General features: G+C 65.7%; 22 protein-coding genes and 1 riboswitch. Of the genes, 16 read left to right on the top strand and 6 right to left on the bottom strand.

The window, feature by feature from the left end; all coding sequences use genetic code 11:
- Nucleotides 1–145: 145 nt before the first annotated feature.
- Together Q0L57_RS19265 and Q0L57_RS19260 are read right to left on the bottom strand one after the other, a co-directional pair.
- Nucleotides 146–529: a DUF190 domain-containing protein gene (locus tag Q0L57_RS19265; protein ID WP_116462975.1), complete on the bottom strand. Its 384-nt coding sequence runs from the start codon at nt 527–529 to the stop codon at nt 146–148.
- A gap of 25 nt (nt 530–554) precedes the next feature.
- Nucleotides 555–1,913: a voltage-gated chloride channel family protein gene (locus Q0L57_RS19260; RefSeq protein ID WP_296744644.1), complete on the bottom strand. Its 1,359-nt coding sequence runs from the start codon at nt 1,911–1,913 to the stop codon at nt 555–557.
- Between the two features lie 23 nt (nt 1,914–1,936).
- Nucleotides 1,937–2,013: riboswitch (Fluoride riboswitch) on the bottom strand.
- A gap of 145 nt (nt 2,014–2,158) precedes the next feature.
- Here Q0L57_RS19260 and Q0L57_RS19255 point away from each other — a divergent pair.
- From Q0L57_RS19255 to Q0L57_RS19240, 4 genes are read left to right on the top strand one after another with little or no spacing between them, the layout of a single operon-like run.
- Nucleotides 2,159–2,542 (top strand): DUF305 domain-containing protein, encoded by a 384-nt coding sequence (locus tag Q0L57_RS19255; RefSeq protein ID WP_093667159.1) that lies wholly within the window; start codon nt 2,159–2,161, stop codon nt 2,540–2,542.
- A gap of 1 nt (nt 2,543) precedes the next feature.
- On the top strand, nt 2,544–3,983 hold the full coding sequence (locus Q0L57_RS19250) for a YncE family protein (protein ID WP_043061556.1): 1,440 nt from the start codon (nt 2,544–2,546) through the stop codon (nt 3,981–3,983).
- Nucleotide 3,984: 1 nt separating this feature from the next.
- The gene (locus tag Q0L57_RS19245; RefSeq protein ID WP_007406239.1) at nt 3,985–4,494 is read left to right on the top strand and encodes an RNA polymerase sigma factor; all 510 of its coding nucleotides are present in this window, start codon (nt 3,985–3,987) and stop codon (nt 4,492–4,494) included.
- Nucleotides 4,491–5,261, top strand: coding sequence for an anti-sigma factor (locus Q0L57_RS19240; protein WP_007406229.1), 771 nt, complete (start codon nt 4,491–4,493; stop codon nt 5,259–5,261). The genes Q0L57_RS19245 and Q0L57_RS19240 overlap by 4 nt, the downstream gene beginning before the upstream one ends.
- Before the next feature lie 51 nt (nt 5,262–5,312).
- Here Q0L57_RS19240 and Q0L57_RS19235 read toward each other — a convergent pair whose 3' ends face one another.
- Both Q0L57_RS19235 and Q0L57_RS19230 read right to left on the bottom strand, forming a co-directional pair.
- On the bottom strand, nt 5,313–5,825 hold the full coding sequence (locus tag Q0L57_RS19235) for an MgtC/SapB family protein (protein WP_007406274.1): 513 nt from the start codon (nt 5,823–5,825) through the stop codon (nt 5,313–5,315).
- A complete protein-coding gene (locus tag Q0L57_RS19230; protein ID WP_296744643.1) occupies nt 5,822–6,880 on the bottom strand; it encodes a molybdopterin-dependent oxidoreductase in 1,059 nt (352 codons plus the stop codon). Before Q0L57_RS19230 ends, Q0L57_RS19235 begins: the two co-directional genes overlap by 4 nt.
- A gap of 155 nt (nt 6,881–7,035) precedes the next feature.
- Here Q0L57_RS19230 and Q0L57_RS19225 point away from each other — a divergent pair, with 155 nt between their 5' ends.
- The 11 genes from Q0L57_RS19225 to Q0L57_RS19175 all read left to right on the top strand — a co-directional run bounded on the left by Q0L57_RS19225 (nt 7,036) and on the right by Q0L57_RS19175 (nt 18,385).
- Nucleotides 7,036–7,908 carry a LysR family transcriptional regulator gene (locus Q0L57_RS19225; protein ID WP_007406272.1) on the top strand — a complete coding sequence of 291 codons (873 nt, stop codon included), beginning with the start codon at nt 7,036–7,038 and terminating at the stop codon, nt 7,906–7,908.
- Nucleotides 7,905–9,056, top strand: a complete 1,152-nt coding sequence (locus Q0L57_RS19220) for a TDT family transporter (protein ID WP_007406242.1) — start codon at nt 7,905–7,907, stop codon at nt 9,054–9,056. The genes Q0L57_RS19225 and Q0L57_RS19220 overlap by 4 nt, the downstream gene beginning before the upstream one ends.
- Nucleotides 9,057–9,145: 89 nt before the next feature.
- On the top strand, nt 9,146–10,381 hold the full coding sequence (locus Q0L57_RS19215; RefSeq protein ID WP_007406293.1) for a molybdopterin-dependent oxidoreductase: 1,236 nt from the start codon (nt 9,146–9,148) through the stop codon (nt 10,379–10,381).
- A gap of 14 nt (nt 10,382–10,395) precedes the next feature.
- Nucleotides 10,396–10,878 (top strand): cytochrome c, encoded by a 483-nt coding sequence (locus tag Q0L57_RS19210; RefSeq protein WP_007406258.1) that lies wholly within the window; start codon nt 10,396–10,398, stop codon nt 10,876–10,878.
- 346 nt (nt 10,879–11,224) lie between these two features.
- Nucleotides 11,225–13,411, top strand: coding sequence for a ParB/RepB/Spo0J family partition protein (locus tag Q0L57_RS19205; protein ID WP_296744659.1), 2,187 nt, complete (start codon nt 11,225–11,227; stop codon nt 13,409–13,411).
- A 139-nt stretch (nt 13,412–13,550) separates the two neighbouring features.
- Nucleotides 13,551–14,474 carry a zincin-like metallopeptidase domain-containing protein gene (locus Q0L57_RS19200; RefSeq protein WP_296744642.1) on the top strand — a complete coding sequence of 308 codons (924 nt, stop codon included), beginning with the start codon at nt 13,551–13,553 and terminating at the stop codon, nt 14,472–14,474.
- Complete coding sequence (locus Q0L57_RS19195; protein WP_043061329.1) at nt 14,471–15,439, top strand: phosphoadenosine phosphosulfate reductase family protein; 969 nt, start codon at nt 14,471–14,473, stop codon at nt 15,437–15,439. Before Q0L57_RS19200 ends, Q0L57_RS19195 begins: the two co-directional genes overlap by 4 nt.
- 96 nt (nt 15,440–15,535) lie before the next feature.
- The gene (locus tag Q0L57_RS19190) at nt 15,536–15,976 is read left to right on the top strand and encodes a hypothetical protein (RefSeq protein ID WP_043061328.1); all 441 of its coding nucleotides are present in this window, start codon (nt 15,536–15,538) and stop codon (nt 15,974–15,976) included.
- Nucleotides 15,977–16,045: 69 nt separating this feature from the next.
- Nucleotides 16,046–16,678 (top strand): hypothetical protein, encoded by a 633-nt coding sequence (locus Q0L57_RS19185; RefSeq protein WP_043061327.1) that lies wholly within the window; start codon nt 16,046–16,048, stop codon nt 16,676–16,678.
- A gap of 49 nt (nt 16,679–16,727) precedes the next feature.
- A complete protein-coding gene (locus Q0L57_RS19180; RefSeq protein WP_043061326.1) occupies nt 16,728–17,372 on the top strand; it encodes a hypothetical protein in 645 nt (214 codons plus the stop codon).
- A 50-nt stretch (nt 17,373–17,422) separates the two neighbouring features.
- Nucleotides 17,423–18,385 carry a hypothetical protein gene (locus Q0L57_RS19175; RefSeq protein ID WP_243403075.1) on the top strand — a complete coding sequence of 321 codons (963 nt, stop codon included), beginning with the start codon at nt 17,423–17,425 and terminating at the stop codon, nt 18,383–18,385.
- Nucleotides 18,386–18,431: 46 nt separating this feature from the next.
- Here the strand turns inward: Q0L57_RS19175 and Q0L57_RS19170 are convergent, their stop codons facing one another.
- Together Q0L57_RS19170 and Q0L57_RS19165 are read right to left on the bottom strand one after the other, a co-directional pair.
- The gene (locus Q0L57_RS19170; RefSeq protein WP_043061325.1) at nt 18,432–18,863 is read right to left on the bottom strand and encodes a hypothetical protein; all 432 of its coding nucleotides are present in this window, start codon (nt 18,861–18,863) and stop codon (nt 18,432–18,434) included.
- Between the two features lie 360 nt (nt 18,864–19,223).
- The gene (locus Q0L57_RS19165) at nt 19,224–19,388 is read right to left on the bottom strand and encodes a hypothetical protein (protein WP_157846251.1); all 165 of its coding nucleotides are present in this window, start codon (nt 19,386–19,388) and stop codon (nt 19,224–19,226) included.
- 618 nt (nt 19,389–20,006) lie between these two features.
- Here Q0L57_RS19165 and Q0L57_RS19160 point away from each other — a divergent pair.
- The gene (locus tag Q0L57_RS19160; RefSeq protein ID WP_052814255.1) at nt 20,007–20,966 is read left to right on the top strand and encodes a DUF2493 domain-containing protein; all 960 of its coding nucleotides are present in this window, start codon (nt 20,007–20,009) and stop codon (nt 20,964–20,966) included.
- Nucleotides 20,967–21,111 lie beyond the last annotated feature (145 nt).

The following is a 21,111-nucleotide window of genomic DNA, read 5'->3' as shown; positions in this document are numbered from 1 at the left end:
GCGTCCCGTTTCCCCGTTGGTCCGGCGCCATTCCGGGAAAAGGCAACCGGGAACAGAATTTGGGAAAGCCTACCGCAGTAGCACTGATCAAACTGCACGGGGTACACCGTCATTCTCGATCAACCTTCCTTTACGGGAACGCCGATCAGGCTCTGGTTAGCTCAGTTTTGCGCGTGATAGTCCAATGCTCCAGTCGTTTGTAGACGATCACCTTGTCGCCGATCAGATCTCCATACCGGCGACAGAAGAGGTCGAGCTGATCGCGATCGCCGACCAGTTCGACACAGATCGTCAGATGCGGATCGGCAATTTCCGAGCCGTTCTCCCGGATCGGTTCGTGATTGCTGAAGCCGTAATGGGTATTTTGCGCGACGGCGTTGATGATGCCGTCCGCCTTCGCGGTGCGAATCAGCTCGCGATAGAGCGGCTTTGCCCCCCAGAAGCGACGCGGGCCGATCTTGTCGGACGGTTTCAGATAGATGCGCAGCATCCCGACTTCGCGGTGATGGACGGTGAAACGATTGGGCATGACGGGCTTTCGACAGGAAACAGGATCAGGCGCGCGTGCGCCGGCGAGAAGCGCGGTGCGTGCGGGCATCGCGCAGGGTCGCGTCGGGTGTGAGGTGTGCGGCAGGTACCTTTGGCACAGCGACGCGCTGCGACAGGTAGATGCCGTTGTGGCCTGAGCAGAGGTAGGCGACGAAGCACGCGACTGCGATCGGCACCGTATAGGCCGCGCCGAACAACTCGATCCCCATGAACGTGCAAGCCAGCGGTGTGTTGGCCGCGCCCGCGAACAGCGCGACGAAGCCGATCGCTGCGAATAGCCCCGACGGTACTCCGAACATCGGCGCGAGCGCATTGCCGAGCGCCGCGCCGATAAAGAACAGCGGCGTGACCTCGCCCCCCTTGAAGCCCGCGCTCAGGGTCACGACGGTAAAGAGCAGCTTCAGCGCCCAGCTCCACGAGTGCGTATCGGGACCAAAGAAGCTGGCGATGGTCAGGCTGTCCGGTGTCGCGGCGAGCGTACCCAGGCCAAGATAGTCGCGGGTTCCGAGCAGCCAGACCAGCGCAATCACGGCCAGCCCGCCGATAACGGGTCGTAGTGGGCCATAGGGGATCACGCGCTTCAACCATCCGCCCAGCGCGTGATTGGCCTCGGCAAAGGTCAGCCCGGTCAGACCGAAGGCAATGCCGGCGACACCGGCCTTGGCGACGAGCAGCGCGTCGACCGGCACCAGCGCATCGACATGGTAGACGCCGTGATGAATGCCCCAGGCAAGACAGGTCCAGTCACCGACCAGCGCCGCGACCAGGCATGGCACCAGCGCGCGATACTCGACCCGACCGATCGCCAGCACCTCCAGTGCAAAGACCGCGCCCGCAATCGGCGTCCCGAAGACCGCGCCGAACCCAGCCGCGATCCCGGTCATAAGGAGGGTGCGTGTCGCTTCCGCATCCAATCTGAGCGCGCGTCCAAACCCGCTGGCAAGACTGCCGCCCAACTGCACGGCGGTGCCTTCACGTCCCGCCGATCCCCGGAACAGATGTGTCACGACCGTGCCGAAGAAGATGAGCGGAGCCATGCGCAGCGGCACGCCGCCCCCCGGTTCGTGGATTTGCTCGACGATGAGGTTGTTGCCGCCTTCGACCAAGCGCCCTGTCAGATGGTAGAGCAGTCCGACCACGAACCCGCCGATCGGCAGCAGGTAGAGCAGCCAGGGAAAGGCGAAGCGAAGTCGGGTTACGGCGTCGAGGCTCCGCAGGAAGGCCGCGCAGAGCGTTCCCACCGCTGCGGCCATCGGGACCAGGATCAAAGCCCACCGCAGTACCGACGTGGCATGGGTGCGGCGATCGCGAATGAACGCTGCCATGTTGAACTGGTCATAGAGATTGCGAAATGTCGCGCGCACGATTCCTCCTTGCTGCCTTGCGGCGCCTGGTAGGAATCATCGGCCCTTGCGAGGGCGGTTCGACCGAATGGCCCGGCGGAAATCCATCGCCGTGCCTGCGCATATGCTGTCCGACCGCGACCCGGTCAACCAACCGCAGAAGCATGAGACTATCGTTTTGGTGAGGACCGATAAAATGGCTTTGGCCACGGAATAAACCCCGACGAGCATCGTCTACGCTTTCGAGACCGATGCGCTGGAGGCTTATGCGTAGACGAGATTGGATGCTGGGTCTGACGGCTTCGGCCCTACTTACCGGCGCAGTCGCGGCCGCCCCCGCCGATGGCTACGCTACCATGATGTCTGTCGCGATGGACCGGATGATGGCGGGCATGATGGTCAAGCCGTCCGGTGACGTCGACCGCGACTTCGTGGCGATGATGCTTCCGCATCATCAGGGTGCCATCGATATGGCGGTGGCGGAGCTGCGCTACGGCCATAACGAGCAGCTCAAGCGCATCGCGCAGGAAATCATCATCGATCAGCAGCAGGAGATCGCCGCCATGAAGCTGGCGATCGGCCAGCCGCTACCGCCTTCGACGCCAGCCCCGACGCAGGGCGGCGACCACCATAGCCCTATGGAGCACTGACATGATCCGGACCATCCTGCGCTCGGCCGCCTTGCTGATGAGCGCCGCACCGGGCCTCGCCATGGCCCAGCAGGCGCCGTGGAACGCTAAGGACATGCCCGTCAGCCACCGCGACCGCGTCTATGCGTCTGAACAATTCTCCAACACGGTGTCGGTGACCGACCCGGCCGACAACCGGCTGCTCGGCGTCATCAAACTCGGCGATCCCCAGCCGATGAACTTCTCCCCGCTCTACAAGGGACAGGTGCTGGTTCACGGCCTGGGCTTCTCGCCGGACGGGAAGACCTTGGCGGTCGTGTCGATCGGATCGAACGCCGTGTCGTGGATCGACACCGCCACCAACACCGTCAAGCACACGACCTATGTCGGGCGCAGTCCGCACGAGGCGTTCTTCACGCCGGACGGCAAGGAGGTGTGGGTCACGGTCCGCGGCGAGGATTATATCGCCGTGCTCGACCCCACGACGTACAAGGAGACGGGGCGCATCAAGACGCCCGGTGGTCCGGGCATGACGATCTTCTCTCCCGATGGCCGGTACGGCTATGTCTGCTCTTCGTTCAATCCGGTATTGGCTGTGTTCGATGTCGCGACCCACGCGCAGGTCGGACAGGTGGCGCAGCCAAGCCCCTTCTGCCCCAACATCGCCGCGACGCCGGACGGCAAGCAAGTGTGGTTTACGCTGAAGGACATCGGCAAGACGGTCGCATTCGATGCTCGGCCACCCTTCGCGATCCTGAAGGTGCTGGATACCGGGCCTATCACGAACCATGTCAATTTCGCCCGCACGGCCAAGGGGCAGTTCGCGTATGTGACGGTCGGCGGAGAGAATGTGGTCAAGGTGTTCCGCACGTCCGACTTCACGCCGGTGGCAACAATTCCGGTCGGCAAGATGCCGCACGGTGTTTGGCCATCGGGCGACGGCCGGCGCGTTTATGTCGGGCTAGAGAATTCCGATGAGCTGGCCGCGATCGACACTGCCGGCAACACGGTCGTCGCTACCGTGCCGGTCGGACAGGCACCGCAGGCGATCGCCTATGTGTCGAACGCAGTTCCGACAGGCCCCGGCACCGACAATCTCCAGCCGCTCGGCACAGCGGGCAAGGCGCTGCATCTGACCATGGGGCCGATTGGCGGCAAAGGTACGGCAAGCAGCATCACCCTCTTCGACCAGGGCATCATTCAGGTCGTGCAGAGTGCCGTTACCGGTTTGCAGCCCAAGAAGCCTTACATGCTCGTACTGACCGCCAATGCGGACGGCAGCGGCGCTGTAGAGCCGCTTGCGAACTTCATGAGCAACCCGGCAGGTGCGGCGATCGTCAACGCATCGGGTCCGATCCGCCAGATCGTTCAGGGCAGGACCGCGACACCCCGGCGCTTTCTGGCGGTTGCGGAGGTGGTGAACGGCGCGCCGGGGCGCATCGTGCAGGTGCAGCGCGACTGAGATGGACCCGCTTGCCGCCGCGATCGAACCGCTGATCCCCGGGCTGCGCCGCTATGCCCGGTCGTGGTTGCGCGACCGGGTGATGGCGGATGACGTGGTGCAGGATTGCCTGGAGCGCGCGGTCGGGCGCTGGCGACAGCGACGGGGTGCGGAGGTCCGCCCGTGGGTCTATGCGATCCTGCACAATTTGTTGGTCGATCATCAGCGGCAGCATAGCCGGCGAGGTACGGCGGTTCCGCTCCACCTCGTGGACGACGCCGCGCTCGGCCGCCCGGCCGATCAGGACACAGGCCTGCACCACCGCGACCTGCTGCGCGCGCTTGATGCGTTGCCTGAAGAACAGCGAACGGTGCTGCTCCTGGTCTCGGTCGAGGGCCTGCCCTATGCGGAGGTCGCTGCCGTAGTCGGCGTGCCGCTGGGCACGGTAATGTCGCGCATATCGCGGGGGCGCGACCGTCTGGCGACCCTCCTCCGGGAGGGTGAACGGCCGCGATTGAGGAGCGTGCAATGACCAGCCCGATCGGCGAGGACGATCTGGCCGCATGGATCGATGGCAGGCTGTCGCCCGAGCGGCAGCGCCTGGTCGACGCCTATCTTGAAGGCCAGCCGGACGTGCATGCCCGTGTGCGAGAGCAGGCGGAGCAGGCGCGAGCCCTTGCATCCCTGTTCGCCCCCGTCGCGGATGAACCGATCCCGGCGACGATGCGCGTGGCAGCGATCAGGGGACGGCAACGGCAACCGCGTTGGCAGCTCGCCATCGCCGCGTCACTTCTGCTGGCGTTGGGGTTTGGCGGTGGCTGGTCGAGCGCGCGGTGGAGCGGCGAACCCCGCGCGGGCATCGCGGCGCTGGCCAACGAGGCGAGTGATAATTTCCGTGTCTATGCCGCCGACCGGATACGACCGGCGGAGATCGGCCCCGACCAGCGCGCCATGCTGATCCGATGGACCTCCGCTCGATTGGGTGAGCGCGTCACGATCCCGGACCTCAGCACGGCCGGCTATCGCTATGGCGGGGGGCGACTGGTCGCGACGCCCCACGGCCCTGCGGCACTGCTCCTCTACGACGGACCGCAAGCGTCGAAACTTGCAGTGCTGACGAGGCCCATGCAGATCGACAAGACCGCGAGCATGACCAGCACGTCCAGCGGGACCATGGGCCGGGTCACATGGGCGGTCGACGGGATCGGCTATAGTGTGGTGGGCGAGCGACCCGCGGCCGAACTGCATCCGATCGCCGATGAAGTCCGGCGTCAGGCAGATGCCGCGCTTGTGTCCTGATAGCGCCTTGCCGCCTCCCGGCGCCGACGGGCACCGGGCGGTCCAGCGCGATCACGGCTTGCGCTCGACATCCTTCCTGTCGGTCTCGGCCGGCGTCAGACGGGCTCGCTCGCGGATGCGGCGTTCCAGCGGCGCGCCGACGAACAGGACGAGCATTGCAAGGCTCACCCCGCCGATGATGAGCGGCCACACCGCCAACCCTGCTGCCGCGCCGATCGTGGCTGTCACCCAGATGCACGCGGCGGTCGCCAATCCATGCACTTCCTGACCCTGGCCGACCCGCAGCACCGCACCGGCACCGATGAAGCCGACGCCGGACAGAATGCCCTGCATCGCCCGTCCTGCGGCATCGGCGTTCACGTTCGGCAAGCCACTATGCACGATCGCCTGAACGGCGATGCAACTCGCCAGACCGACCAGACCCAGCGTCCGCAGGCCCATGATCTGCCGGTTCTCACGCGAGCGTTCCCAGCCGAGCACCATCCCGGCCGCGGTCGCCACCACCAGCCGGCCAATCGCATCGATCCAGAAAGCGACGTCCGGTGCCGCTGATGCTTCGATCATTCGACCAGCACGTGAACGTGATGCCAGGCGGTGCACAGATAGCCGGCGAAATTCCACATCGTATCCGGCCGCTCGGGCTGTCCCTGCCCGGTCTCGTCGAAGGCACGGGCGACAAGGTGCTGGCGTCCCTTGGCAAGTGTGGCGTCAAGGATCCAGCGCCGCCAGCCCCAGCGCGTCTCCGGATCATCGGCGAAGGTCGCCTGTTGCCAGTCGCGACCGCCGTTCACCGACACTTCGATCCGAGAAATACGGCGGTCATAGGCAATGGCATATCCCTCAATCCGCACCTCTCCGGCGGCCAAACTCTCGCCCGCACCGGGCGAGCAGATCGCGGCGTTGAGCGGCATGGCATTGATCGTCAGACCCTGGCTCCAGTCGACGGTGTCGCTCGTCACAGCGGCGGGGAAGAGCTTGTAGTCGTGCGCCTGGATCGGTGCCTCGGAGGGCGTTTCACGCACCTCGATCCGTGTCAGCCATTTGGCGCTGCGGACCCCGGCATAGCCAGGCACCACCATGCGGAGCGGGGCGCCATGTTCGGGCGTCAGCGGCTCGCCATTCATCGCCCAGGCGAGGAGTACGTCGGGCTCCCGCGCCTTGCTCATGGCGATCGATACCCCGAACAAGGCTTCTTCACCCTCCACGTCCACCTCGTCCGCGCCGGTGAACGCCACGAACAGCTCGGACGCATCCGGCGCGCCGACCGCATCGAGCACATCGGCCAAGCGTACGCCGGTCCACTCCGCATTGCCGATCGCGCCTACGTCCCACGGATCGCCGGAGGTGTTGGCGACCTGCTGGAGATCGGTACGCCGGTTGCCGGCGCACTGGAGAACCGCCGTTACCGTGCGCGTGGCAAACGTGCTCTTCAGTTCCTGCACCGAGAAGAAGCGGCTCGCCATGCCCCTCCCGCTCACCTCGATCCGATGATTGGCGGGCAGATCCGGCACCGGCCCGTGGCTGCGCACGTAGAACAGCGCCTGCGGCGTCAGAAACCGCTCGATCAACGCACCGGGCGTCGGCTTGGCATTGTAGGGATCAGAACTGCGCTCGATCATATCGGTCATGGACGATCAAACGTCGCGGGCACGCGTAACGCTTCAAGTCTTCGAGACCATCGCAGACGAAAGGCTGCCGACCATTCCGATATCCAGATTGGAATGACCATATCAAACGGTTGGTCGTATCGATCTAAGTACGCGATATATGATGCATGACTTTGGAGCAGCTCAGAATATTCGTCGGTGTCGCGGAGCGCGAACACGTCACCAAGGCAGCGGAGGCGCTGAACGTCACGCAGTCTGCTGCCTCCGGGGCGGTTGCGGCCCTCGAAGCGCGCTACGGCGTTCCGCTGTTCCACCGCGTCGGGCGTGGCATCCAGCTTACCGAGGCAGGCCGCGGCTTTCTGGAGGAAGCGCGCGCGGTGCTGGGGCGGGCAGCGCATGCCGAGACGATGCTCGCGGACTATGCCGGGCTCGCGCGTGGTTCGTTGCGGATCGTCGCCAGCCAGACGATCGCGAGCTATTGGTTGCCGGCAAAGCTCGCCGCCTTCCACGAACGCCACCCACAGATCGCGGTCGAGCTGGCGATCGACAACACCGAAGGCGCGGCAGCGCAGGTGTTGAGCGGCGCGGCGGAACTCGGCTTTGTCGAGGGCGAGGTGGACGAACCGGCGCTTGCCCACTGGAATGTCGGGCATGACCCAATGGTGCTGGTCGGCCGCGAGGAAGCCGAACGCATCGACGAGGCCTGGCTGCGCACTACACGCTGGATCGTCCGTGAGCAGGGATCGGGTACGCGCTCGACTTTCGAGGACGTGCTGCGAACGCGCGGGTTTGATCCGGCCCAGCTGACGATAGCGATGACGCTGCCGTCCAACGAGGCGGTGCGCACCGCCGTTGAGGCCGGTGCCGGCGTTGCCGTCTTGTCGCGATTGGTCGTCGCGCGCGCGCTCAAGGCTGGCGATCTCGTCGAGCTGCCGCTCGGGCTGCCCGACCGCGCCTTTCACGCGCTGCGCCACAAGGAACGCTATCGCACCCGCGCGGCCGACGCGCTGACGGATCTCATCAAGGAGCAGGTCGCATGACTGCCGACACGCACTCCGTTCTCAGCGGCCTCAAGCCGCTCAGCCGGCTCGATCACCCCCGCGAGATGATCCGCCAGTTCACGCCCAACTGGTTCGCCGCGACGATGGGCACGGGCATCCTTGCCCTCGCGCTGCCGCAGGTGCCCGGCATCGGGCCTTCGCTTAAACCTGTCGGCGAGGTGTTGTGGTTCTTCAATATCGCGCTCTTCGCGCTGTTCGCCGGCCTCTATGGCGCGCGCTGGGTGATGTTCGGGCACGAGGCGCGGCGCATCTTCGGGCACAACACCGTGTCGATGTTCATCGGGACCATTCCGATGGGGCTGGCGACGATCATCAACGGCTGTCTCGCCTTCGGCATCGCGCGGTTCGGAAATGGCATCGTGCCGGTCGCGCATATCCTGTGGTGGATCGACGTCGCCATGTCGCTCGCCTGCGGCGTGCTGATCCCCTACCTGATGTTTACCCGCCACGAGCACAGCCTGGACGGCATGACCGCCGTATGGCTGCTGCCGGTCGTCGCTGCCGAAGTGGCGGGCGCCAGCGGCGGGCTGCTCGCGCCGCATCTAACCGATCCCCACGCGCAGATAGTGACGCTCGCGACCTCCTATGTGCTGTGGGCCTATTCGGTGCCGGTCGCGTTTGGCATCCTCGCCATCCTCATCCTGCGCATGGCACTCCACAAGTTGCCGCATGAAAGCATGGCGGCATCTTCCTGGCTGGCGCTGGGGCCGATCGGCACGGGTGCTCTGGGCATGCTGGTGCTCGGCGCGGATGCGCCGGCGATCCTCACCGCGCACGGGCTAGCCGGCGTCGGCACCGTCGCGCAGGGGATCGGCGTTGTCGCCGGGCTCTGCCTTTGGGGTTTCGGCCTGTGGTGGCTGGCGCTCGCGACGCTTATCACCATCCGCTACTGGCGCGCGGGCGTGCCGTTCAACCTCGGCTGGTGGGGCTACACCTTCCCGCTCGGCGTCTACACCGTCGCCACCTTCCGCCTCGGCACGACGCTGAACCTTATGTTTTTCGGTATCGTCGGCACGGTGCTGACGGTTGCGCTCGCGGCGATGTGGCTGCTGGTCGGTGCCAAGACGCTAGCCGGTGCATGGCGGGGCAACCTGTTCGTCTCGCCCTGCATCGCCACCCCGAACTGATCCGCCATGATGATCGGATCAGTCGGTCCGATCACTTGCAGAATGCCCCTTCGATCCGCCAGCGTGACTGGCCACAGGAGAGCCTTGTCATGGACAATTTCGACGCCGGGCTGGCGAGTGAGACCAGCCGTCGCCGCTTCCTCAGCCATGCCGCGCTCGGCACCGCCGGCCTTGCCGCCGCGCCGGCACTGGCGCAGCAGCTCGTCGACCTGAAGCTGCCCGGCGGCAATGCCGAGCGGCCGATGACCAGCGCCTTTCCCGGCAAGGGCAGCATGATCCTCCAGCGCGTCCATCCACCCTTGCTGGAGACGCCGATGGAGGTCTTCGACAAGTCGGTGTTCACGCCCAACGACCAGTTCTTCGTCCGCTGGCACTGGGCCGACATACCGACCTCGATCGACGTCGAAAGTTTCCGCCTCAACGTCTTCGGCCACGTCAATCGGCCGCTGTCGATCAGCCTCGCTCAGCTGCTGCGCCTTCCACGGGTCGAGATGGCGGCGGTGAACCAGTGCTCGGGCAACAGCCGCGGGCTGTTCCAGCCGCGCGTCGCCGGCGCGCAATGGGGCAATGGCGCGATGGGCAACGCCAAGTGGCTCGGCGTTCGCCTGCGCGACGTGCTCGACCTCGCCGGGGTCAAGGCAGGCGCGGTGCAGGTGCGCTTCGGCGCTCTCGATCAGCCGGTCGTGGCGGGCGCTCCTGACTTCGAGAAGGCACTCGACATCGACCATGCCCGCGACGGCGAGGTCATGATCGCCTTCGGCATGAACGGCGAGCAACTGCCGCTCCTCAACGGCTTTCCCTGCCGGCTGATCGTGCCGGGCTGGTACTCGACCTATTGGGTCAAGATGCTGAACGCGATCGAGGTACTGCCCGGCCCTGACGACCAGTATTGGATGGCCAAGGCCTACAAGATCCCCGCGACACCCGGCGCGAATGTCGCGCCCGGTGCCAAGGACTTCCCGACCGTACCGATCAATCGCATGATCCCGCGTAGCTGGATGACCAGCCTGCCCGATGGTCAGGCGATCGCCTATGAAGCGTCGATCCCGGTCGGCGGCATCGCAATGGGCGGCGATTGCGGCGTCGCCAAGGTCGATGTGTCGTCGGACGGTGGCCGCACCTGGTACAGGACGACGCTCGGAGCGGACGAGGGCAGGTACAGCTTCCGGCGCTGGGACGGGCGGGTGCCGCTGAGACGCGGGCCTAACCCCATCATGGTGCGCTGCTGGAACACCAACGGTGTCGCTCAGCCGATGAAGCCGATCTGGAATCCCGGCGGGTTCATGCGCGGCAACATTGAAACCACCACCATCATCGCGGCCTGAGGAGCGAGCAAATCATGAAGACTCCGTCTCCCGGCATGATGGCTGCTGGCCTGATCGGCCTGACCGGCATCATCCTCGTCTCGATCGGCGCGCCGAGCAGCCGCAAGGCGCCCGTTCCGATCTCCGAGATGTCTGAGCCGGCGCCGGCCGCCAGCGTGTCAGCGCGCGGCTTCTCGCTTGCCTCGACCAGCGTCGACCTGCCGGCCGACGACGCGACCTACCCCGACGGTCCGCACGCCGACGTCATCAATGCCAATTGCACCTCGTGCCACTCAGCCAGCATGGCGCTGACCCAGCCTGCGCTATCGGCGGATCAGTGGAAGGCGACCGTCACCAAGATGCGTGAGGTGTATAAGGCGCCAGTGGCCGAGAAGGACGTCGATGCGATCGTTGCTTATCTCACCGCTATGCCGAGCCAGAAGGTGGCACCCGCGACCGGCAAGGCGCAGGACCCGGACCCCAAAGTGGCTCCTGATGTCTCAGGTGGAACCGGCTAACCGATCTACTTCCATAATCCCGAAATACCATCCCAATTGGGACGCTAAACGGCGCGCTGACGTGGCGTTAGCGTATATTCGGGTCCACTATATGTGACGCCCCCTCCTTGGATCGCGCGAATGGCTAAGGGCAGCGCATCGGCGACGACCACGATCTGCGGTCCCATCCAAGACGCGCGATCGTTCTCGGGGCACGTTGCCGTCCGCTGGCTGACTGATTTCTGACAGGAACCTTCCCGGGCAGGTCTCGAACGCACGAGCGGGATGCCGTCACGTCGCATCTACTGTGTGCGTCATCTCGGTCGTCCTGTTCCATCGAAGTGGAGGAGAGGGAGCCTTCGGCTTGGTGGGCCTGAGGTTCAGGCTCGCGCGACGTCGTCGACGGCGCGCCAACTCCGGATGGAGACGACCGATGATCAAGTCCGTGAAGGTCAAAAACCTTTCGCTCTCGAACGACAATGTGCGCAAGCGTGGCCGGGAGGTCGGCCTGGAGGAGCTCGCCGCCAGCATCGCTGCCAACGGCCTCCTCCAAAATCTGGTGGTGACGCCGCTCAAGAAGGCCGGCACCTTCACCGTCAAGGCCGGCGGTCGACGGCTGCGCGCCATTCAGCTGCTCATCGGGCGCGGCGCACTTGCGGCTGATCACGAGGTTCCCGTGCTCGTCCTGTCGGTTGATGATGCCGCTTCGGTCGGCGCCAGCTTGGCGGAAAACCGGCAGCGCGTACCGATGAACCCGGCTGACGACTGTCTCGCGTTCAAGCATCTCATCGATCAGCTTGGCATGACCGTCGAACAGGTCGCGATCCAGCAGGCCGTCACCGTTCGTTTCGTCGAGCAGCGCATGCGGCTCGCCGACCTCGCGCCGGCCATCTTCGAGGCCCTTGGATCGGACGAAATCGATCTCGGCGTGGCGCAGGCGTACGCCGTGACCGCCGACGTCGATCGCCAGGCGCGGGTCTTCGAGCAGATGAAGCATTCCTATTACGGCAAGCAGCCCGACAACATTCGCCGCGCGATCCTCAACGGTACCGTGCGGCCAAACGATGCCAAGGCGCGCTTCGTTGGGCGGGAAGCCTATGTCGCCGCGGGCGGCCGTATCGACGGCGATCTATTCGCGCTCGACACCGACGACGAGAACTGGACCGACGTCGACCTCCTCGAGGACTTGGCGACCAAGAAGCTCGAGGCAGCCGCGGCGGAACTCGCAGCCGCGCAGGGTCTGGCGTTCGTGACCCCGATCGCTGCCACCCACGTCCCCTATGATGTCGAGCGGCAGCTCCACGAATTCCACCCGGTTGCTCGGCCCCTCACCGACGAAGAGCAAGCCCGGATCGAGGCGCTGGGCCTCGAGAACGATGCGCTGATCGAGGCGCTGGAAACCGATCTGGCCGAGGGCACTCCCGAGGCGAACGCGGCGAACGACCGCGTTGAGACGATCGAGCGCGAAATCGCGGAGATCGACACCGCCCGCAAGACGATCGATCCGGGCGTGAAAGCGAATTTGGGCACCTTCGTCTATATCGGCGGTGACGGCGAGGCCCGCGTTCACACGCGTCTGTTCAGCGAAAAGCCGCTGGCTGACCCCCGGGCGGGTGGCGCTGCGAGCGGCAATGGCGCTGGACCAGGCGAAACCGGCAGCGGTGACGACGCCGTGGCGGACCCGTCCCCGCGGCTCAGCGCCACGCTGATCGAGGAGCTAGCCACCCAGCGTCGCCAGATCCTCGTTGCGCACGTCGCGAGCGATCCGATGATCGCGCTCGATCTGACCATCTTCCTCATGGCCCAGAGCCTCGTCTTCACGACCAGCTATGTGCGCGATCACTCGACCCTGCGTGCCGATCCCGCGCAATTTCCGATCTTCGCCTTTCGTGACGAAGCATCGATGGCCTCACAGACGATCGAGGATCAGCGTCAGCATCTCGACACGACCTGGGTCGGGCACACCACGATGTCGGAGAGGTTCGATGCTTTTCGAACGCTGCCGGACGATGCTCGTGGCGCGTGGGTGGCGTTTGCCGTGGCGCAGACCCTCGAGGCGACGCTCAACGTTGCCGATGGCGCACGCGCGAACGGTTTCCACGATCATCTTGGCCGTCTGCTCGATATCCAGGTCGCGTGCTTGTGGCGTCCCACGGCCGAGAATTACTTCGGCCGGGTGAAGAAGGACGTCATGCTCGACGCGCTGGAGGAGATCGGCGGCCCGATCCTGCGCGGGCGCTACAAGGATGCCAAGAAGGGCGAATTGGCGGCCACCTGCGCGGCACTCTGCAACGGACAGGGGATCGTCGAGGCGGAGATCCGCGAGAAGGCGACGGTCTGGCTTCCGGAGGCGATGCGCTTCGACAACGTCGAACGGCCGGAACGCGTACCCGCGCGCTCGACCTTCGTTGACGACGGTGACGCCGTCGGATCGGACGGTGACGAGCTGGACGGTGACGATCTGGATGGAAGCGAGCTGGACAGCGGTGCGAACCCGCTTGGTGACGCGCCGACACAGGAACCGGTCGACGACGATTATCCCCAGGCCGCCTGACGCCTGACAGCATGTTCGAGGAGCCTCAGGGCGGTGCTCTCTCGGGAGTACCGCCCTCCTTTTCGTGCCTCTGCGTCGTGCCGGATGCGAACCCCCGCCGACGCTCGAGCGCCCCTTTTCCAAGCCAAGGAGCCCACCCGTGGCCAAGACCACCGATGCCCCCTCCCCCGCCGAGATCATCACGGCGGCCATCATCGATCGCCTGGACGCTGGCGTGAGACCTTGGGTGAAGCCCTGGCGCCCAGGCCTTGGCGGTCGTCCTCTCCGGGTCACCGGCGAGCCTTACCGCGGGATCAATTGCTTCTGGCTGTGGCTTGTCGCGGAAGGTGCCGGATACCATTCGCGCACGTGGATGACCTTCAAACAGGCCGATGCTCTCGGCGGTAAGGTTCGGCAGGGCGAGCGATCCGAAATCGCGATCTTCTACAAGTCCTACAGCAAAGCGGTGGCCTCGAGCGTGACGGGTGTCACGACGGACGAGTTGCGACGTGTCCTTCGCAGCTATGCTGTCTTCAACGCCGATCAGATCGAAGGCCTTCCCGAGCGGTTTCACCCCACGCCGCTTTCTATCGTGCCGCCGGCCGATGCCTTGCCATCCCGCGCCCAGACCTTCGTCGAACGCCTGCCAGCCACGGTTCACATCCGCGGCGACCGCGCATTCTACGATCCGACGGCCGACAGCATCACCATGCCGCCGCCCGAGCAATTCTCCACCCGGGCTTATTGGGCATCGACCTTGGCCCATGAAGCCGGGCACTGGACCGGTCATCCCAGTCGCCTCGACCGTGCCTTCGGCAAGAAGTTCGGCGACGACGCCTACGCCTTTGAGGAACTGTGCGCCGAGATGACATCGGCGCTGCTGGGCGCCGATCTCGAGCTTCCGACCGCCCACCTCGACGATCACGCCAGCTATGTCGATGCATGGCTGCGCGTGCTGCGACGCGAGCCCCGGGCGATCATGACCGCGGCGGCGAAGGCCGAAGCCGCAGCAGGATTTCTGCTACGTGCAACCGGGCTCGGACGCCTCGACCATGCCGACGAGCCTTATCGTGAAGCGGCGTGATCGTGCCCGACAGTCCGGACCTCCGCGCCTACCGGCGCATCGTCGTGGCGTTCAGCGGTGGCAAGGACAGCCTTGCCGCCCTTCTCCATCTCCTTCACCTCGGCGTGCCGGCGGACGCGATCGAGCTCCATCATCATGACGTCGATGGTGGCGGCGCGAGCTTTATGGATTGGCCCTGCACCGCCGGATATGTCCGCGCGATCGCCGAGCATCTTGGGCTTCGCGTCTATTTCTCGTGGCGTGAGGGTGGCTTTGCACGCGAACTCGAGCGGTCGGGCGCACCCACCGCACCGGTCGTGTTCGAGACCCCGGACGGTATCGGCCGCGCCGGGGGCAATGGCCCGATCGGCACGCGCGGTCTGTTCCCGCAGACCAGCGCTGACCTTCGTGTTCGCTGGTGCAGCCCATCGCTGAAGATCGATGTCCTGGCGGCCGCCATCCGGAACCAGGACCGGTTCCTCGATGGAGCCACGCTGGTCGTGACGGGCGAGCGCGCCGCCGAAAGCCCCTGCCGCGCGCATTACCTGGCTTTTGAACCGCATCGCACGTCGAGCAGGCGACGCACAGTCGATCATTGGCGCCCCGTCCACGGCTGGACCGAGGCACGGGTCTGGGAGGCAATTGCGGATTCGTCGATCCGTCCGCACCCTGCGTACACGCTTGGCTGGGGACGTCTGTCGTGTCGAACGTGCATCTTCGGCTCGCCCGATCAATGGGCGACCGTGCGTCACGTCTTCCCTCGCGCGTTCCAGCGCGTGAAGGTGCGCGAGGCGGCCAGCGGCAAGACCATCCACCGCGCGGCTGACGTCGAAACACGTGCGGATCGTGGCTCCCCCTATTCTGCCGCGCTCGTTCATCCCGACGAGCTTTCCCAGGCCGAGGACGAGCACTGGCGCCTTCCGATCGTGATGAATCCCTGGCGGTTGCCCGCCGGTGCCTTCGGCGACCCGGCCGGCCCACCATAGCATGAATGCCTCGTATCGAACTCTGCGCCGGTCGACCGCCCCCTTTCCCAGGCCGGACGGCATGACGCCCATCTCTCCCACAAGAAAGGATGTCCCATGACTGACCGCGTTTCTGCCTCCATCACGATCGGCGGTGTCCTCGATCGCAGCACCCTGCCCGAACTCGAGTCCATCGTTCGGCACGAGGGCCTTTCGACCGATTGGGACGGCGCGCCCTTCCATCTCGCCGAGCTCGTCGACGGCAAGTCCCTCACCCTCAAGGCCCATGAAGTCGCCCGCGGCGCGTTCGAGGCGCTCGAGGCATTCTGCGTTCGGGAGACGCTGCCCTTCGTCCGGTGGTCAGGCGCCTGCCCCGGACAATGGGGTGCTGAGCGCCTCGTCTTCACCGGGAGCGGCGAGCCAACACGCTTTCCATGCGACGAGGACGATTATGTCGTCATCGGTGAAGACCATCTTCAGCGCCTCGCCACGTTCGAGGCCGCGCTGGCGTATTTCGAGGGTGCGAACTTCGTCGTGCCGCCCATCCGGCTGCGTTGAACCCGCCGGCACAAGAGGAGAGGACGCCTTCGGCCTTTGCGAGCGCATCCGCGCTCAGGAGGCTGAACCATGTTCTACGACACGACCTATCGTCATCATCAAGCCCTTCATCCTTCGGGCCTGGAAACCTTCCCCGCAGCGCTGCACGCCCTCATCACCGCCGCTGACGACTGTCGCCGCGCCGGCAAGCCGATCGCGCAGGACGCCGCAATCCTGCTTCTCAGCCGCAACCTGGCCAGCGTGATCCGGCCGATGGCGGGTCCTGATGAAGCGCTACGCCTGCGATGCGTCATCGATCGGGCGTCGATCGAGGCGTCGCCAGCGCTTCTCGAGATCGCGGGACACCATGTGGGCGGGGATCCCGCCGCCAAACGCGCCTTCCATGCGCAAGCGCGTCGCGCCGTGGCACAGCTTGCTGCCGAAATCGGGCTCGGCGCCGGCGAGGCCCGGGTCCAGACGATCGACGGCGACGATGACGACGACGGTGTCACCGAGTTGCGTCATCCCGACATCGGCATCCGCGTCGTTCCGCGCAGCTTCCTGCCCGACAGCGAGATCACCTTCCATCGCTGCCGTGGCGGCGAGCCGTCGAGCAGGGTTTTTCGCGCACCCATCGCCGAATTGCTCGACGCCCCCGCGTTTGCGCGCCGTCTCACGCTGTCGATCGGGGCGCTTCCGCCATCGTTGGAGGCTGCCGCCTGACCCTCTTGCCGATGCAATCGCCGGTCGCATCCGGCGTCAGGAGAACGATATGCCTGAACTGGTCATCACCCGGGTCTTCCGACCGGCGGAACTTGAGCCGCCAGCCCGCGACACCGCGCGTGCCTGGGCGCGCCATCACCTGGTTCCCGACGATTGGCATGAGAGCGTCTTCGAAGACTTCGAGAACGTGTGCGCCATCGTCGGCGTCGAGATCGCGACCCGCCCGGTCCGGCTCTACGGAGGAGGAACCCGGGCGGCGCCGCGCATCCTTTTTTCCGGCTTCGCCAGTCAGGGCGACGGCGCGAGTTTCGAAGGCGAGTATCGGTACGCGCGCGGGTCGAGCGCCGCCATTCGCTCCTATGCGCCTGTCGACCCTGAACTTCACCGCATCGTCGACGCGCTCGCCGCCATCCAGCGCCGCAACCTGTATCAGTTGCAAGGCACCATCCGGCAGACGGGTCGCTACTGTCACGAATATTCGATGACGATCAGCGTCGAACGTGACGGCCCGAACGGACAAGATGGGACCCCGACTGCTGAGGACGATGTCACGGAGGCGCTTCGTGACCTTGCGCGCTGGCTTTATCGCCGGCTCGAAGCCGAATACGACTTCCAGACCGCCGATCATCAGGTCGACGCGGCGCTCGAGGCGAACGACGTCACCTTCACGGCAGCTGGAGCAAAGTTCCCATGACCCGGCCACCTGTCGTCGTGGCATGGGGTGCCGGTGTCGACTCGACCGCGATGATCATCGAACTCGCCGGGCGAGAGGAGCCGATCGACATGGTCCTGTTCGCCGATCCGGGCTCGGAGAAGCGCGGCACCTATGCCTTCATTCCGCTCTTTCGTGCCTGGATGGCCGAGCGTGGCATCGCATCGGAGATCGTTCGCTATCAGCCGCGCAACTTCAAGCATTGGCCGCCCTATGCAACGATCGCCGAGAACATGCTGACCAACGCAACGCTCCCGTCGGTGGTCTTCAATCGGGGATCCTGTTCACAGAAGTGGAAGGCAAGCGCCCAGGATGCTTGGACTGCGGACTGGGAGCCTGCACGGCGATGTTGGGACGCTGGCGAACGCGTGATCAAGATGATCGGATACGACGCGTCGCCGCGGGACACGCAGCGCTACGCACACGCCGTGGAGTGCGAGGATCCGCGCTATGCCTATCGCTATCCACTGCGCGAATGGGGATGGGATCGTTCGGCATGCGAGCGACGGATCGCTGCCGCCGGTTTGCCATTGCCACCGAAGTCGAGCTGCTTCTTCTGCGGCAGCATCAAGGCCGACGAGGTGATGGAACTCGCCATCCCGGAACTGCGGATCATCGTTCTCATGGAAGCGCGGGCGAAGCCCCGGCTGCGCAATGTCGACGGGCTCTGGCGGCGTCCCGTGCTCGGTCGTCGTGGAGCAACGCCGCGCCCCGGCAGCATCACCGAGTTCATTCGTGAGCGCGGCTTGCTGCCGCCCGACGAGATCGACCGGATCATTGGCGAAGCACCGACGGACCTCATCGCCTTTCAAGAAGCGCAGGCCGCCCTCCCCGTCGACGAGCGTGTCCCGATCGGCAATTGGCTTGAGGACTTCAATCGTGCCGCCGACGCGCTCCGCGAGCGCTCGCCTCAAGGCGGTTGTCCTGTCCCTAGGAGAGCAACTGGGGCGATCGGGGACGCATCGTGTCTCACTTATGCCGTCGGCCAAGGGTGAGCACTCCCATCAGCCAGGTCGCTTGCGCCGCGCCCTGCGCTGACCGTTACGCATTCATCGGGCGCTCGACCTCGCCTGCGGCATGGCGGATCGTCGCGCTCCAGCCATCGATGATGGACCCCATTGCCGGGTCCTCTACCGCTGACACATCGCCGAACAGCGCGAGCAACCGGCCGAATTCGTCGAGTGCGACGATATCGTTGCGTGCCAATAGGGTGCCGACAATCGTCAAGGCACCGCCCATCGCACGGCGCAGCGCGGATTCACCCGGCATGATCGCTGCGGCAACGGCGATCTGCGTGGGGTCATCCGCTACGTCGACATCGATGCACGCCATCGCGCGCTCAAGATAGACGCTTGCGGATCTCGCTCCGGCTTCGAGCAGAAGCGACTGTGCTTCTTGAAGCAGGTGCTGCACCCTGGCGCGCCGCAGCGCTGTATCGTCCTGTCCGGCCTCGTGACCGTTGGTGTCGTCCAACACACTCTCCGCGTCCCAGCGTTGAGCGCGAGATCGGCGTGTCCGTGAAGCGCGCCAATTCGGCCCAAATACAGGGTCGGGGAAATATCGCGTGCCTGGCAGGCAGACGCACGGCGAGGTCGACGCTCACGCGCCGCCCTGCATGGTCAGCAGACCCTCACTCACGAGGTTTCCACGCCCCGACCTGCGTCTCCACAAGTTACATCAGGCTAAGGGAGATCGTCCGGTAATGCCAGCAGCCGCTACTCCAGCCTCGGGACGTCGGTCGCCGTGCATCTATCGCACGATCCGCAGTGAGGCAGCATCGTTGCGCCCCTGCGACGTTCAGGTAAGCCTTGTGCCCGCCATCGGCCCCGTGGTTCACCGCCGTACCTGCGAGCCGACTTGCAGTGACGGCTCGATCGACGCGCCCAAGTCTTTTCGCTCATTCGCCTCCGCGTCCCAGCGTTCGAACGGACCGCCCTTGGTGCCGCCCGGATCGGGGTTGCGCGCGGTCGCGTAGCGGCCCGATTTGGGAGAGATCACGAGGTCCGCGTAAGCACGAACGGCGCGGGCAACAGGGCTGATCGTCGGCGCACTAGCGGGGCTGTGCCGCGCGCGCCGGCATGCGTCTGCTCTTTTGTCGCGGCTCGCCCTTACGGTCGAAGGGATCTCCCACCGTCGCCACTCGCTGTCGGGTCGGGAGCACGCCGACCGAGGATCTGGCGGGGCGGACCCCGCAGTGATGTGTAGTTCTATCCGCAGCCACTCTCGCTGACGCAGCAGGAGCAAGAGGGCCCAGGCGGCCAGTCACCTCGCTAGGTCGCGACGATGCCGGGGAGATGCTCCTACCGGACGCGACATGGCGCGGCATCGCTGGCCAGTCGTGGCGATGACGTCGAAGGGGATCGTGACGAGCATCCTTTCGCGGACCTTCCGCGTGCGCCCTTTTCGCCGGAGGGATGCGGCACATAGGCCCCCGCGATCCCCCCGCAACCCGCGAAAGCCGGGCCGTGTTGCCGCGTACCGCGGCTGCCCGCGCCACCCCGACTTTCGCGGGTTCCCCGCCGCGAAGCGGCGGTGCGTCGGGCTCTGCTGCGGCGTCCCAGGAGGTGCGCATCCGGCGGAAAAGGCCGCCGGCCTCTGCAATGAAAGGCTGTCGCCATGACTACTTCCCTCGCCGCGGCGCTCGCCGCTCTCGAACTGGGCCACCTCGAGCCGCGCTCCGACGAACTGCCCGGGATGGCACCGCCCCCGAGCGAGGCCCTCGATCAGACCACGACAGCGATCTGGAGCGACCTCTTCGCGACCCTCTTCAACACGTCCCTGGAGCGCGACATCGAGGAATTGGGCTGGGGCCTGGTGAACCTGTTCCACCGCGCGGCCGCGAAGAAGCACGCCACCATCGATCGTCTTACCGACGAGATCAGACTGCTGATCGCCGAGCAGGACGGCTCCGAGATCAACAGCACGAACCTTGAGGAGAAGGTCGAGCTCGCGAAGAAGATCGAGGAGGCGGCCGGCTGCTACGAGCAGATGCGCGACACTGCCGCGGCGCATTACATGCGCGAGACCGGTCGATCCTGGGTGCCCGCCACCGGCAATCGCATCTCACTGGGGGTTACCTCGGCAATCGTCGATGGTCAGGCGTTCTTGCGCGCGCGGCGTGAGCGCGTCCGCGATGCCAACACCGCGGTCGGAACCCCCGTCGTCTTCGCCGGCGGCCGGCTGACGTTCACCTGCGACGGGGACATGAAGACGTTCGGCGACAATCTCCTGCGCACGCTCAACGCCGTCCGCGAGCGGGTCGGGGACATGTACCTCGTCCATGGCGGCGACATGAAGGGGATCGAGCGCATCGCGGCGTCCTGGGCCGAGCAGCACGGCGTCCAGCAGGTTCGATTCGGTCTCGACCGCAAGCTCGGCGATCGCGCCGGTTTTCGTCGCAACGAGCAGATGCTGTCGCTCCGCCCGCGCTATCTCATCGCCTTTCAGGGCAATGGCGTGACCGAGCGCCTCGTCATCGATGCCAAGAAAGCGGGCGTCCGCGTCGTCGACCGCCGGGGACCGCTCGGGACGCCCCCGGCCGCGCTCGATCAGAAGCGCGAGGTCAGTCGCGCCTGATCGACGACGGGACCGCCGGTGCGCCGGCGGTCCTCGCTATGAGGGGGCTGGTCCCCATTTCCTGGCGGTGTCCGGCAGCCTTGGCGTTTCGCTTTTCCGCGATCGACATCGCATCGCACGCAACAGCGGTTATCAGCGGTTATCA

The organism is Mesorhizobium sp., assembly GCF_024509055.1.
GTDB lineage: Bacteria > Pseudomonadota > Alphaproteobacteria > Rhizobiales > Rhizobiaceae > Mesorhizobium.
The sequence above is the reverse complement of the archived record's forward strand: the minus strand, read 5'-3'. Positions and strand labels throughout refer to the sequence as shown.

What these genes read in the sequence shown, in the direction of transcription:
- Q0L57_RS19245 (WP_007406239.1), top strand. Translation starts at nt 3,985, where the DNA reads ATGGACCCGCTTGCCGCCGCGATCGAACCGCTGATCCCCGGGCTGCGC.
- Q0L57_RS19190 (WP_043061328.1), top strand. Translation starts at nt 15,536, where the DNA reads ATGACTGACCGCGTTTCTGCCTCCATCACGATCGGCGGTGTCCTCGAT.
- Q0L57_RS19265 (WP_116462975.1), bottom strand. Translation starts at nt 529, where the DNA reads ATGCCCAATCGTTTCACCGTCCATCACCGCGAAGTCGGGATGCTGCGC.
- Q0L57_RS19240 (WP_007406229.1), top strand. Translation starts at nt 4,491, where the DNA reads ATGACCAGCCCGATCGGCGAGGACGATCTGGCCGCATGGATCGATGGC.
- Q0L57_RS19175 (WP_243403075.1), top strand. Translation starts at nt 17,423, where the DNA reads ATGATCATCGAACTCGCCGGGCGAGAGGAGCCGATCGACATGGTCCTG.
- Q0L57_RS19225 (WP_007406272.1), top strand. Translation starts at nt 7,036, where the DNA reads ATGACTTTGGAGCAGCTCAGAATATTCGTCGGTGTCGCGGAGCGCGAA.
- Q0L57_RS19235 (WP_007406274.1), bottom strand. Translation starts at nt 5,825, where the DNA reads ATGATCGAAGCATCAGCGGCACCGGACGTCGCTTTCTGGATCGATGCG.
- Q0L57_RS19215 (WP_007406293.1), top strand. Translation starts at nt 9,146, where the DNA reads ATGGACAATTTCGACGCCGGGCTGGCGAGTGAGACCAGCCGTCGCCGC.
- Q0L57_RS19250 (WP_043061556.1), top strand. Translation starts at nt 2,544, where the DNA reads ATGATCCGGACCATCCTGCGCTCGGCCGCCTTGCTGATGAGCGCCGCA.
- Q0L57_RS19210 (WP_007406258.1), top strand. Translation starts at nt 10,396, where the DNA reads ATGAAGACTCCGTCTCCCGGCATGATGGCTGCTGGCCTGATCGGCCTG.
- Q0L57_RS19180 (WP_043061326.1), top strand. Translation starts at nt 16,728, where the DNA reads ATGCCTGAACTGGTCATCACCCGGGTCTTCCGACCGGCGGAACTTGAG.
- Q0L57_RS19220 (WP_007406242.1), top strand. Translation starts at nt 7,905, where the DNA reads ATGACTGCCGACACGCACTCCGTTCTCAGCGGCCTCAAGCCGCTCAGC.
- Q0L57_RS19185 (WP_043061327.1), top strand. Translation starts at nt 16,046, where the DNA reads ATGTTCTACGACACGACCTATCGTCATCATCAAGCCCTTCATCCTTCG.
- Q0L57_RS19160 (WP_052814255.1), top strand. Translation starts at nt 20,007, where the DNA reads ATGACTACTTCCCTCGCCGCGGCGCTCGCCGCTCTCGAACTGGGCCAC.
- Q0L57_RS19255 (WP_093667159.1), top strand. Translation starts at nt 2,159, where the DNA reads ATGCGTAGACGAGATTGGATGCTGGGTCTGACGGCTTCGGCCCTACTT.
- Q0L57_RS19230 (WP_296744643.1), bottom strand. Translation starts at nt 6,880, where the DNA reads ATGATCGAGCGCAGTTCTGATCCCTACAATGCCAAGCCGACGCCCGGT.